10 protein-coding genes are annotated in these 12300 nt (G+C 36.1%); all 10 read left to right on the forward strand.

The annotated features are described in order from the left end of the window. The first annotated feature begins 46 nt into the window (after positions 1-46). A complete protein-coding gene (locus tag RV17_RS03650; protein WP_071868556.1) occupies positions 47-985 on the forward strand; it encodes a 2-dehydropantoate 2-reductase in 939 nt (312 codons plus the stop codon). 12 nt (positions 986-997) lie between these two features. Beyond that, positions 998-2050, forward strand: a complete 1053-nt coding sequence (locus RV17_RS03655; protein ID WP_071868557.1) for a PTS sugar transporter subunit IIC — start codon at positions 998-1000, stop codon at positions 2048-2050. Positions 2051-2313: 263 nt separating this feature from the next. Further along, on the forward strand, positions 2314-2949 hold the full coding sequence (locus RV17_RS03660; RefSeq protein WP_071868558.1) for a DUF998 domain-containing protein: 636 nt from the start codon (positions 2314-2316) through the stop codon (positions 2947-2949). A gap of 190 nt (positions 2950-3139) precedes the next feature. Next, positions 3140-3931, forward strand: coding sequence for a peptide-methionine (S)-S-oxide reductase MsrA (gene msrA, locus RV17_RS03665; protein WP_071868559.1), 792 nt, complete (start codon positions 3140-3142; stop codon positions 3929-3931). A gap of 395 nt (positions 3932-4326) precedes the next feature. Next, on the forward strand, positions 4327-6249 hold the full coding sequence (locus tag RV17_RS03670; protein ID WP_071868560.1) for a BglG family transcription antiterminator: 1923 nt from the start codon (positions 4327-4329) through the stop codon (positions 6247-6249). Beyond that, positions 6250-6696, forward strand: coding sequence for a PTS sugar transporter subunit IIA (locus RV17_RS03675; protein ID WP_071868561.1), 447 nt, complete (start codon positions 6250-6252; stop codon positions 6694-6696). Between the two features lie 19 nt (positions 6697-6715). After that, the gene (locus RV17_RS03680) at positions 6716-7030 is read left to right on the forward strand and encodes a PTS fructose transporter subunit IIB (protein WP_071868562.1); all 315 of its coding nucleotides are present in this window, start codon (positions 6716-6718) and stop codon (positions 7028-7030) included. Positions 7031-7052: 22 nt separating this feature from the next. Then, positions 7053-8102 carry a PTS fructose transporter subunit IIC gene (locus tag RV17_RS03685; RefSeq protein ID WP_067483239.1) on the forward strand — a complete coding sequence of 350 codons (1050 nt, stop codon included), beginning with the start codon at positions 7053-7055 and terminating at the stop codon, positions 8100-8102. A 20-nt stretch (positions 8103-8122) separates the two neighbouring features. Further along, positions 8123-10741 carry a glycoside hydrolase family 38 N-terminal domain-containing protein gene (locus RV17_RS03690; RefSeq protein WP_071868563.1) on the forward strand — a complete coding sequence of 873 codons (2619 nt, stop codon included), beginning with the start codon at positions 8123-8125 and terminating at the stop codon, positions 10739-10741. Between the two features lie 285 nt (positions 10742-11026). Further along, positions 11027-11884 (forward strand): helix-turn-helix domain-containing protein, encoded by an 858-nt coding sequence (locus RV17_RS03695; RefSeq protein WP_071868564.1) that lies wholly within the window; start codon positions 11027-11029, stop codon positions 11882-11884. Positions 11885-12300: the final 416 nt, after the last annotated feature.

Raw genomic sequence — 12300 nt, forward strand, 5'->3', positions numbered from 1 at the left:
ATGATTCTCAAATGAGTATAATAGAAAGAAAAAGGAGGAAGAATCAATGAAAATAGCAATTGCAGGCGCTGGCGCAATGGGAAGTCGCTTTGGGTTAATGCTTCACCAAGGTGGGAACGAGGTATTATTAATCGATGGCTGGGCAGAACATGTCCAACAAATCAAAGAACATGGATTACAAGCAAATTTTAATGGTAAAGAGGTAGAAGCAAAACTACCAATCGTTCTTCAATCCGAAGTAGAAAAAGAAGATCAAGTTGATCTGATTATTCTGTTTACCAAAGCGATGCAGCTGGAAAAAATGCTGCAGGATATCCAATCATTAATCAAAAAAGATACAGAGGTCTTATGTCTATTAAATGGTATCGGGCATGAAGATATTATTGAGAAATTTGTACCAATGGAAAATATCTATATTGGAAATACCATGTGGACGGCAGGTCTTGAAGGTCCTGGTCAGGTCAAATTATTTGGAAGTGGTTCAGTAGAATTACAAAATTTAGGTGATGGAAAAGAAGCAGCTGCAAAAAAATTAGCAGACAAATTGTCTGAATCAGGATTAAATGCTCATTTTTCTGATAATATTCACTATTCTATTTATCGCAAAGCATGTGTGAACGGAACAATGAACGGACTATGCACAATCTTAGACGTTAATATGGCTGAGCTAGGAAAAACATCGACTGCTCATAAAATGGTGGCGACGATTGTCAATGAGTTTGCCAAAGTAGCAGCAGTAGAGAAGATTGAATTAGATGTCCCAGAAGTCATTGCACATTGTGAATCTTGTTTTGACCCGGAAACAATTGGGCTACATTATCCTTCAATGTATCAAGACTTGATTAAGAACCATCGATTAACAGAAATCGATTATATCAATGGCGCAATTTCTAGAAAAGGGAAGAAATATGGTGTTGCGACGCCTTATTGTGATTTCTTGACTGAGCTTGTCCATGCAAAAGAAGATAGCTTGAACGTAAAATAAAGGAGAGATTGAATGGAAACTTCACAAAAAATATCACCGAAAATTTTTCTGAATAAAGTCCTCGCTGGTACAGCAACAGGAATCATTATTGGATTGATTCCTAATGCAGTATTAGGTGCCATTTTAAAATATTTTAGTGCGTATCCCTTTGCGGTAACGATCGCACAGTTAGCAGTTATTTTTCAACTAGCAACACCTTTGATCATTGGTGGTTTGATTGCCTTACAATTTGGATTTGATCCGATGAGAATGATGGTTGTAGCCGGAGCTTCTTTTGTTGGTTCTGGTGTAGTCAAATTCACACCTGATTTGGGTGAAACAGGTGTTTACGTTGGTGCTGGTACAGGCGATATTATTAATACGATGCTGACAGCGTCGATTGCTGTCGGGCTGATTTTACTGATTGGAAATAGTTTTGGGTCAGTGTCGATTGTGTTAACACCGATTGTTGTAGGTGTAGGTGCAGGTTTACTTGGTTTTTATTTATTCCCTTTTGTAACAGCAATTACTTCTGCAATTGGATCATTGATTAATAACTTCACTACCTTACAACCGCTGTTAATGTCTATCTTGATTGGTTGTTCCTTTGCCTTTTTGATTATCTCTCCTATTTCAACAGTAGCAATCGGAATGGCAATCCAACTAGATGGTGTTTCTGCTGGTGCGGCTGCGATGGGCGTAGCTGCAACCACTTTTGTTTTAGTAGTGAACTCTTGGAAGGTTAATAAGTCAGGTGTGACAATTGCGATTGCTTTAGGCGCTATGAAGATGATGATGCCTAATCTATTTAGAAAACCTGTGATTCTTATTCCTTGTTTAGTTAGTGCAGTGATTACAGCTATTCCTGTCGCTCTATTTTCTATTTCAGGTACGCCTGCTTCTGCTGGTTTCGGCGTGGTCGGACTTGTTGGTCCGTTGGCTTCTTTAGATGCAGGGCTAAATGGCTTTCTTGTTGTTCTTTGTTGGTTAATCATCCCTGTTTTTGCGGCACTAATTACTCAATTTTTATGCGAGAAAGTATTTAAACTGTATGATCGAGAAGAAGTCTTCAAATTTTTAGGCTAGTAGATTTTACTAAGAAATTTTCAATCAATGGATGCGTAAGTGAGATGTCAACAACATCTGACTTACGTTTTTTTGCCTTTTTGAGTAGGATTGATGCTGACAACTGAACTCTTCAGTGCCATTCGATTTTTTTAAGTGTAGAAGAAACTCACCTTTATGTTATTGGTTGTTCAAAAGGTAACTAGAATAAAAATATGTGTTAAAATGAGAAAAAATTTGATTGTTGGATGTATCGAATAATCACTAAAAAGTAGGGGAAGAAAATGATTTTTTTGCAAAAATATGGTTTTTATTTTTTATTATTAGGTGTGATTAGTGATTTATCGACACCGTATATCCTTGGCCTTTTTTATCCCAAACTGAATCAAATGACTACCGTAATTAGTGTGTTTGGTGACGTAGATAGTCCAGTCAGACGTGCTTTCTTGGTCTGGTCAGTTGTATCTGGACTTTTTTTTGTTCTTTCGTTGCCTGCGTTGTATCACCTATTTGTTGGAACATCAAAAACACTTGCAATACTTGCTGTTGCAACAGTTGGTTTATATGGGATAGGTGATTGTGTTTTTACTGGGTTATTCAGTATCAATACAAATGAAAGCTCTTGGAATCTATCGACTTGGATCCATAATATAGGTTCTGGGCTAGGCTATGCAGGCTTTCTACTTTTCCCATTGTTACTTGTTCTGCTTTATCGTCAAAGTGGTCAAGGTACGCTTAGCCATTTTTATCTTGTTTTAACAGTTATTAGTTTACTAATTGCAGGTCTTTACGGATTAGCACGGATTCCGTCGATTAGTCAGTTTGCCTTCTTTAAGCAATTGGGCTTCTTTCAACGCTTAAGTTTTTTCTTTAACTATTTGCCGATGATTTGTTTAAGTTTTTTTCAACTACGAAAGTAGAAAAAGCAGTGTGAAGCTGATTAAGTAAAAGAACTTCTCTGTGGGTAACCATTCGTGTGGATGTGTTCGACTAAGAATAGAGATGAGGAGAGCGAAAAGCAAGTTAGTCTTAACTTGTTATGCGTTGTGCTAAATTTCAGGTAGTCATTTTTTGAATGAATAAGAAGAAAACTTGAAAGAGGGTGACTTCATGTTAGATGTGGAGCAGATGGAAATAGACCTTTATAATATTATTTTAAATCGAAATACAAGAGAATGGGAAAGAACACAATTTGAAGAGGCAAAAGAAGACCTAGCAAAAATGTCGATAAAGCAGGTGATAGAAAAACTAGAGGTCAACTTGCGTCCGCTAGCGCTACGAGATAATTTGACACCAGATGCGATGGATTTTTATTTAAGAATCACAGGGGAGTCAGCGAGTGCAAAAGCTTATGATTATGCCAAACATAAGATAACTTCACCCTTATATCAAGAACGGGCGATTTTTGCCGGTGGCTGTTTCTGGTGTATGGTTGAGCCTTTTGAAACAAAACCAGGTGTAATCTCAGTGTTATCTGGTTATACAGGTGGAGAGACCAAAAAAACAAATTACGATCAAGTCAGTGGTGGATATACTGGGCATGTTGAAGCTGTTGAGATCATATTTGATACACGTCAAATAACCTATGAAGAGCTGTTGGAGATTTATTGGCAAATTTCAGACCCTACAGATGCCTTTGGTCAATTTCAAGATCGGGGGAAACAATATCGTTCAATTCTATTTGTTGTTAATGAAAAGCAAAGGCAATTGGCTGAAAAATCAAGAGAACAACTGATTCAATCTAACCGATTTAGCCGTCCTATCGTTACAGAGATTCGCCAAGCAAAGACTTTTTGGCCAGCTGAAAATCATCATCAACAATTTTATCAGAAGCAACCTAAAAGATATAAAAAGATCAAGCATTCGCATCAGCTTCATTTATTTTTTCAGCGACATAGATAGAGGAAGGTTGTGGCGCAAAGCGTTCAGCTCCGACAAAATAATGAGCAACTGACAAAAATAGCTTTTCATATTTTTGGACAGTTATGAATTATTTCGAGGAGTTGCTTTGGGAACACCGAGGAAAAGGTTGTGGCGCAAAGCATTCAGCTTCAAGTCGCAAGGAAACAGGAGGTATGACAAGTCTTTTGTCACAACTCCTGTTTTTTTACTAGCCTTTATTTCCATGTGAAAGAGAATTCGAATTGTAGAATCTTGATTTTTCTATGGAATTTTGTAGAGAATCATCTTGATAATTAATAGACACCTAATCGAATTCCACATTAATGATGAACTAAATTCCGTATGAAAGCGCAAACAATAACTATAAAATAAAAATGTATTCAGGAGGTGCTTATGTGAGTATCAAGTTAGACGATCGTCAAATGAGAATTTTAAATTTTCTATTGGAAAATGATCACACCACTTATCAAGAATTAGCTGAGCAACTTCAAGTTTCGACGAAAACAATTAGTAAAGCTATTGCTAATTTAAAAACTGTAGTTGAAAAGGAGATAAATCTACAAATTGTTGTTCAACCAAAAAAAGGTGTTTCGTTAGTAGGTGATAAAGAAGATTTAAGAAAACTACTGCCAGATTTTGAGATTACTAAAGTTGATACATCAGAAGATCGTATCACTTATGTCTTTGCTAAGTTACTGAATACAACTGGCTCTTTGAAAATACAAGATCTTGCAGATGAGCTTTTTGTTAGCAGATCAACGATGGAAAGTACGATCAAGGAAGTAAAAAAGAGAGTGATGAAGCACGGTATGGCAGTAATTTCTGACCGCAATGGATTGAAAATCAATGCGGGTGAGAAGGGCAAACGTAAGCTAATGTCAGAAGTATTGAATTATTATTGGGGTGGTTTTACGGCGTCTAGTAATAAATCAGATTTATTGGATTTGAATATTAATCTCTTGGGTGAAGCAAATAATTTTTTGGATAAAGAAATTTTGAAAAAAGTAGCAATGATTCTTAATCGCTTCATGGAAGAAACCCAGTTACAATTTACGGATTACGAATTTCAAACGCTAGCTATTCATCTAGCAATTGCGCTGGAACGAATTGATTCCAATAATTTTTTATTACAAGAAGGCGGGACAGAAAAAGAAATTTTAGAAAACACTAGCTACTTGATTGACATGTTAGAACAAGCCTTTCATTTTAACATTCCAAAGTATGAGCAAGAATATATTGATATTCATATCTCAGCGATCGAAAAAAATGCCATGAACCATAACTTGAGTGAGACCACTTTACCTAATCTTGATCTGGGAGAGCAACTTAAGCAACTGGTACTTGATGAGCTGAATGAGTTTCATGCAGATGCAGAGCTCATTAACAATCTTGTGCTTCATCTCAATGCAGCTGTTAAACGATTACGTTTAGGCGTGAACATCCATAATCCATATACAGAAAAAATTAAATCATCATTTAAACAAGCCTTCTTTCTTAGTGTCGATTTACTCGAAAAAATAGAAGAACAATTTTTGGTGAGGTTTGATGATGACGAAATTGCTTATGTGACACTTCATATCCAATCTTTTTTGGACAGGTACAGACCTAATAAATCTGAAGTGTTGTTAGTTTGCAGCAGTGGATATGGAACTTCAAAATTATTGGAACAACGAATCAATAGAAACTTTGCAGATTCGATAAAAATCAAAAAAGTCCTGAGCATCAATGAACTTCAGGAAGAATATATCACAGATGAATTAGTAATCAGTACGATTCCAATTAAGAACGCTAAATTTCCGGTAGTAGTCGTTAGCCCATTGATGCTTGAAACAGATATCAAAAGAGTTCAACGATACTTGAAAGTTTCATTAGATCCAGAAAGTACATTTTTCGCATTACTTGATAAGAAATTTTGCTTTTTTAGCAAACAAAAAGGGGATACACAGAAAAATGTTCTTAGAATGATTACTTGCACCCTTCAAGAAATGGGCTATGCGAAGATAGGTATCTTAGAAAGTGCAACCCGTAGAGAGCAGTTGTCTTCTACTGCACTAAATGATTTTGCAATGCCGCATGCGGAGATAGCCTATGTCAATGAACCTGTTATTAGCATCTATGTTAATCCACAAGGCATCGACTGGAACGGAACTGTTGTACATTCAGTGTTTTTCTTCGCGTTAAATGAGCAAGTAAAACCAGAATTAAATAGCTTGTATGAAACATTTAATGAAATTGTTTCGAATCAACAAGCCCTAACAACACTAAGAGCTAGTTCCTCTTTTGAAGAATTAGTAAAAATATTGAAAGAGGCGGTATAGATGATACGTGAAAAAATCGACGAACGAAATGTCGTATTAGACTTAGAGGCTGGCTCTAAAGAAGAAGTAGTAGATCAATTAGCAACGTTACTGACAACTAACGGGTTTGTCTCTGAAGTTAATCAATTTAAAAAAGATGTTTTTGAACGAGAAGAACATATGACAACTGGAATTGGTCACAACATAGCGATCCCGCACGGAAAAAGCCAAGCAGTGATTGATTCAACGGTTGCAGTTGCCAAACTAAAGAATGAAGTCGACTGGGGTTCATTGGACAATCAGCCAGTAAACATCGTTTTCTTATTAGCTATCAAAGAAGCTGATAAGGGAAACGAGCATTTACGTGTTCTTGCAGAGCTATCTGGGAAATTAATGGATGATGATTTTGTGAAGGAAATCAAAGAATCAAAAAATAAAAAGGAGTTAATCAAAGCATTGACTTTTTAACAATTGGAGGAGAAGGAATATGACAAAAATGGTTGCAGTAACAGCATGTATCGCAGGAATCGCGCACACTTATATGGCGAAAGCAAACTTGGAAAAATTTGCTAAGAAAAATGGTATTGAAATCAAAGTTGAAACACAAGGCGCAATGGGAATGGAAAATAAATTGTCTGAAGCAGAAATTGCCGACGCCGACGTAGTCATCTTTGCGGTAGATACGAATGTGGCAGAACGTAGCCGGTTTGACGGAAAAAAAATTCTTACCGTGAGCACTTCCGAAGTGGTAAAAGATGGAGAAGAAACAATCAAGGAAGCAATGGCACGAATCAATAACTAATAATTTTTTGGGGGTAGGATCAATGGATATCAAGAAACAGGGAAAAGAAATATTAAACCATTTCCAAAGTGGAGTTTCCTATATGATTCCACTAGTAGTAGCTGCAGGTTTGTTGACTTCAATTGCTGTAATATTTGGTGGAACCGGTGTTTGGGATCAGACGGATACTTTCTGGGGTGTCTTGCGAATGATTGGTCAAACAGGGTTACAATTTATTGTGCCAATGATTTCCGCCTATATCGCGTACTCGATTGCTGATCGTCCTGGTTTAGCACCTGCATTTATTACAGGTATGATGTGTCAAAACTTAGGAATGGGCTTTATTGGAGGGATGGTTGCTGGTTTAGCCTGTGGTTACTTAGCAAATGCGTTGAAAAAAGTGAAAGTTCCGATGCAAGTAATCAGTTTAAAATCAATCATGCTAATTCCTTTTGTAACAACTTTAGTAGTAGGGCTAGTTTTATGGTATGTATTAGCAGCACCAATTCAAGGAATGACAGCTGGCTTAACGGCTTGGTTAGAAGGGATGTCTGGTGTTAATGCAGCACTAATGTCCGCAATATTAGGTGCCATGATGGCCTTTGATATGGGTGGACCAATCAATAAAATTGCGTATGCTTTTGGTGTTGCATCATTTTCAAGTGGAAGTTTTGGACCAAGTACAGCAATGCTGTTAGCTATTGCCATTCCCCCGTTTGGCATGTTTTTAGCAACTTTATTAAATAAAAAATTATATGATGATGCAGAACGTGATAACGCTAAGACTGCCATGATTATGGGATTAGTTGGTATTACAGAAGGAACGATTCCTTTTGCGGTGAAAGATCCATTACGTGTTATTCCAAGTATTGTAGTCGGAACTTCAATCGGCTGTGGATTGAGTGGTTTCTTTGGAATTACGCAAGAAACGATGCTTTCTACTTTCATGGCGATTCCATTTGTCACAAATATTCCATTATACCTAGTATCTATTGCAGTTGGCGGAATCATTACTGCGTTAATGGTAAATGCTTTGAAATCAATTAAATACAAGAAAGATCTAAAAACGACACAAGAAACATCAGTAGAATAAAGAAAGTAGGGTAATCGTAAATGGTAAAAGCACACGTTATTCAGCATACTCATTGGGATCGTGAATGGTATTTTACAAAAGAAGATGCCATCGTGTTATCCGATCAAGTATTTACTGAAGTTTTGGATGAGTTAGAGCGTAATCCAAACGTGAATTTTTGTTTGGATGGTCAAACATCTATTGTTGATGAATATGTAGAAATCAATCCAGAGAAACTAGAAACAATTCAACGATTAATGAAAGAAGGTCGGCTTTTTGTTGGCCCTTGGTACGCGCAAACAGATGCTTTGTTAGTTGACGCAGAATCTATTTTACGTAATTTAATGATTGGCATCAGCGACACAATTAATAAATATGGTGAACCAATGATGGTAGGCTACTTACCAGATACATTTGGATTTAATGCAAACTTACCAACATTGTTGCATCAAGCAGAAATTGATAATTTTATGTGCTGGCGGGGATTGAATTTTGAAACGATGGTATCGTCACCATATTTTATTTGGAAAGGTTTAGGGGATAAAATTGTTTATGCGATGAACTTCCCATACGGTTATATGACTGGCATGATGAATCTTGATGCCATTAATGATGTGCCGAAGTTTGTGAAAGATAAGTTGGATGTTGCTGTAGAAATGCTTCATATGCATGGGAACAATGAAGATATTTTGGTTCCATCTGGTGTGGATCAAAAGTCAATGGTACTTAACTTTGACCAAATCATCAATGAAATGAATCATTCGAGTAAGTATGACAATGTAATTTCGGATTATCCTTCTTATGTGGAAGTCATTCGGAGTAAAAAAGACTTACCACAATATGAAGGAGAGTTGAGACAACCAGTTTATTCTCGGGTTCATCGTTCAATTGGTTCTGTTCGAACACAGATGAAATTAGCTAATTTTAAACTGGAGCAAAAGATTTTGAAACGAATTGAGCCATTGATGCTGATTGCTGAAAAAAATGGAATTCGTATCGGAAAAGGTTTACTACGCCGTCTATGGAAAAAGGTATTAGAAAATCAAGCGCATGACAGTATCGGCGGCTGTGTTTCTGATAATGTTATGGAGGACATCAACCATAGAATCAAAGAAGCTAATGAGATTGCAGATGGGATAGAAAATCTCATTGTCAAAAGAATTGCAGATGCTTTAGATTTAAATGCAAATCAAGTTTTGGTCTTCAATACGACAACTGCACAGTATCAAGGTCCTAAGACAGTTCATATTGTTGCTAATTCAAAAAAAATTCAATTCAAAGGAAGCTCTTATGCCATTGTTGAAAAAGAAATATTTTATCCTGAACGTCAGAATGCTTATCGGATGACCGCCATTGGCTATGAATATTTTGACGAACCAGCTTACTATGAGTTAGATGTCAAAATAGAAGTAGAAGTCCCCGCGTTAGGATACACAATTGTTGAATTCGAGGAGAGCGAAGAAGAATTAGAAGCAGCTGTGAAAATGAATAAGACAGAAATCAAAAATGATGCACTAACAATTACCTTCAGCAAAGGTTCTCTGAAACTGATAGTCGGGAGCGTTGAATACCCTGATTTTATTCGTTTGGTTGATTCAGGGAATGCGGGTGACACTTATGATTATTCACCTCTTGAAGGAGATCACGAGGTACCGTTGAACTTCGACAAAGCAGAAGTGTTACTTGATTCTTCTAAAGAAACCTTGATTATTAATGGAAAGACTAAGCTACCGAAAAACTTGGAAGATCGACTAGCAAAACATCCAGAGGAAGCAGAAGTGGACTATCAAATTACTCTGAGCATTGGTGCTGGGGAAGTTGTGGAAGGTTCCATTAAAATAAAAAATACTATTTACTCACATCGTATTCGAATGGTAGTAAATGTATTGGATGACTCTGAAAAATCAATTGCCCAAATTCAAAATGGCTTTATCGAAAATAAACCGGACATTATTCCTGAAGATTGGCAAGAACGAATGGTTGAGAAGCCAGTGAATTTAGAAATTTTTGATAAAAGTGTGTCAGTTGTCAAGGATGATTCTTATCTAACTTTTTACGCAGATGGTTTGAAGGAATACGAACGGATTGGCCAAAAATTGTACATCACATTAATGGCAACAACTGGTGAACTTGGAAAGCCAAACCTTGCATGGCGTCCAGGGCGTGCTTCCGGAGATACGACTAATGAAGGACATATCATGATGCAAACACCATTAGCACAGGAAATAGGTGAATATCATTTTACTTTTGGATTTACGGTAAGAAATGGTGTGTTTGATGAATGGAAAGTCGCGAAACTATCCGAATCACGATTAGACCAATCAATTTCCTATCAAAAACAAAACTTAAACGTTTTTATTCAGCGGATAGATAATAAGATTTGGCCGTTGCAAAATGAATTAACTATTCCAACAGAATTTTCATTGGTTGAGTTTCCCGAAGAGCTACTCGTGTCAGCAATTTATCCCTCCTATTTTAATGAAGGCTATTATGTGGTTCGTTTTGCCAATCCAACAGCGAAGGAAGTGATTTTGCCAAAAGAAATTCTGGAAATGGGTGACGTGGTGAATGCTATTGAAAGAAAACAAGCGTCAACAACGATCCAACCTTATGACTATTTATCTCTTTTAATAACTATAGAAAAAACAACTGAAAAATAAGTAAACATCATTTAAAAATGAATAGCAACAAAGGACTCTGTGGGGATGACTGCAGAGCCTTTTTTTGGTTTGTATTTGTTCTTTTTCTCAGTCAGTTTTCTAGAAGACTGACTGATAAAAAGATTGATATTCTTGAATTTTTCAGTATGGCTGAAAAATTATGCTGTTGAATAAACAAAAGCAAAAAACTATTGATATCTTAACCAATTAAAGCATTCCCAAAGAAAACATGCTAAAATCGAGACAGAAATGATTTTCGTGTGAGGTCTGATTGGAGAGAAAATAATGAACATTGAAAAATTTATTACGGCAAGAAAGGCTGCCAACTTATCTCAAAAAGAAGTGTCTGAAGGAATTTGTACACAAGCAACATTAAGTAAATTTGAGAACAATGGTCAAGTCCCTTCGTTAAAAATTTTAATCAAATTATGTAATCGAATCAATCTTCCGTTAGTTGAACTTTTTTCTTCGATGAACGTGATCAATACACAACTTGATGAACAGCTAGAAAAAGCAGAGTTTTCATTGATTACGAGTGAATATGAACAATTGACACAGATTTTAGCAGCCATTGATCCCAAGGTAATTGACGAGTCTGAGCTGATTGCACGTTACTACTATCTAAAAGGATTTGAAATGATTTTTACGAATGCACCAATTACGGATGTGTTGTTCCATTTTGATCAGTTGTTGATGGCAGAAACAGCCAATACGTTGTTTCGTTTATTGGCATATACAGGTATTGGAATGGTCTATGCTAGAGAAAAAGAGTTGGAAAAAGCAGAAGTTTATTTCAATCGAGTGTTTGAAAAAATTTATACGTATCCGATTCATACAACAGAAGATATCTGGCGGGTGTTAAATATCGTCTTTCATTGTGGTGTTTTTTTTGCGCAAGACGGTGATTTGGAAACAAGTGATGCACTACTAAATTACGCAATCGATATTTGTTCGGATAACCATTTGACTTATTACTTAGCACGAGCTGCTGCCCAATTAGCGAAGAACGCACAGGCTAAAAATAAGTCGAAGGCAGAAGTGCTCGAATTGATTCAAGATGCACTAGCTTTTGCTAAAATTAATAAAAACAAAAAATTAATTGATGAATTAAATCGTATGAAAAAAAATGATACTATTGATTAACGAAGGAAAAAATACTTATTTTTGTTATGCTAACTTTGAAAAAATTCACCAAAGATGATTAGGGATAGACGGGTATGGCAGCAAGATAGAGTAATAAAATAAAGTCGTAATTCTCGTAAAATACGTTACAAAGCATGCTTGATCTCCGTTTGTCGTTGCAGTATTTATTTTAAGTAGGTTAACCATCAAATAGAAAACGATAGTTAGAGGGAAATAAGCAACACACAAAAATGTGTTGTTTGTTTCCCTTATTTGTTTTTTGCAATATAAAATTTTATATTAAAATTACCTTATTATATAAAAAAATATATAAAATCGGTTGACAAATAAATCTAGCAGGCGTATCCTCTGATTGTGAAAACAGTAACAAAAATAAAAACTAATTACTCATGTAATCCGTAGTTCAAGTAAAGAAG

The organism is Enterococcus thailandicus (genome assembly GCF_001886265.1).
GTDB classification, from domain to species: domain Bacteria; phylum Bacillota; class Bacilli; order Lactobacillales; family Enterococcaceae; genus Enterococcus_B; species Enterococcus_B thailandicus.